Origin of the sequence: Colwellia sp. MB3u-55, from assembly GCF_014076785.1 — a bacterium.
In the GTDB taxonomy this organism is placed as follows: domain Bacteria; phylum Pseudomonadota; class Gammaproteobacteria; order Enterobacterales; family Alteromonadaceae; genus Colwellia_A.
Genome location: NZ_JACGUS010000032.1, coordinates 1 through 1,522, shown reverse-complemented (window position 1 = coordinate 1,522; position 1,522 = coordinate 1). Strand labels below are relative to the sequence as shown.

General features: G+C 39.2%; 1 protein-coding gene and 1 pseudogene. Both read left to right on the top strand.

The annotated features are described in order from the left end of the window. Positions 1-926: pseudogene (locus tag H4J66_RS01005) on the top strand (IS3 family transposase); the annotation flags it as partial. Between the two features lie 125 nt (positions 927-1,051). Beyond that, the gene (locus H4J66_RS01000; protein ID WP_182169382.1) at positions 1,052-1,300 is read left to right on the top strand and encodes a hypothetical protein; all 249 of its coding nucleotides are present in this window, start codon (positions 1,052-1,054) and stop codon (positions 1,298-1,300) included. Positions 1,301-1,522: the final 222 nt, after the last annotated feature.

The window sequence follows — 1,522 nt, the reverse complement described above, 5'->3', positions numbered from 1 at the left end:
AATAAAGAGCTTAAGGAGGAGCTGTTTATTCTAAAAAAGTGGCAACGGTTTCTTGCCGAGGAGCATCAAGCCGATATCGATTCATCGAAAAACTCAGACCCGACATAAAGGTCAAAAGGTTACTGAAATTTTTTGATGTGTCTAAAAGTGGCTATTACGATTGGCGCGAGCGTCAACCCAGTGCCCGTGCGATAGAAGATGTTGAACTTAAACAGAAATTCCAGCAAATATTCACTGAGAATAAAGGCCGATATGGTAGTCCCCGCATTTTTAAAACATTACAAAAGCAAGGATACAATATCGGTAAAAAACGTGTTGAACGTTTGTACAATGCGCTTGGGTTGGTTGCTAGAGTGATGCGGGTAACTACACGCTCTGCGTTTTATAAGCGCTTTCTTACGACTGGTACAAACTTAAGACCTGATGGTGCAGTGCCATTGGCTAAAGATAAAGTATGGGTTGCCGATGTCACGTATTTGAAAGTGAAAGGCGTATGGCGTTATTTGTCGGTAATAATGGATTTATATTCACGGCGTATTATTAGCTGGAGTTTAGATAAAAATAGAACGATGGACGTCACGAAACGCACATTAGAAAATGCGGTTAAGAAACGAAAACCGTCCGGTGATTTGATGCTCCATACAGATAGAGGCGTAGAATATCGTGGACAGGTTTATCAAAAAGTATTGAAACGACATGGAATAATTCATAGCTTGAGCCGAGCGGGAAAATGTACTGATAATGCGCATATAGAGTCATTTTTCCATTCAATGAAGACAGAAGTTATTCGTGGTAATGTATTTCAAAGTGATAAAGAACTGCGCGGAACACTTGGCAGTTACATTAACAAATACTACAATGTTTCGAGGATGCATTCAGGGATAAGTTATTGTTCGCCAATAGAATATGAAGCCCTGGCAGCGTGAAAAAAAATGTGTCCTTTTTATCGGGGGAAGATCACAAATAACAGTTGGCTTTGTTCGCTTCGCTCTCTATTATAGCCAACAATTATTTGCCTCTTAGTGGGGCGTTATAAACTCCAAGAGGCTTGGTGAATATCAATAGTCTTATAGATCAAGCTGAGTCTAAGCTGACTGAAAGAGTTAGCGGACTTGAAGGTTCGCTAGGTACTTTGGATGCAACGCTCCAGCATTTTGGTGATTACTCAATTACACTCAGCTGTATTTCTTTGCTTAACCCTAATTTAATTATTGAAAATGGCTGCCCAATCGCAAAGTTTCCCGGTTCATCAAATACATTACCTATTGACTGTTTTCACGTAGATATTTGCACCATTTAGAAGCTAATGGGCAAGAACCTGAAGTTCTTAAACCCATTGGAGTTGCATTGGCACAGTCATGGAATCGGGTACTTAAAGAATCAAACTTGGTAGGTAGTTTCATGTACACTGAAGAAAATGGCTGTGATGTTGTATATCTTATATAGCAAGCCATTCAAGCAGGATTTTTAGTATGATGTATAATTTAGTCATTTAGTCATTTAGTCATTTAGACATTTAGTC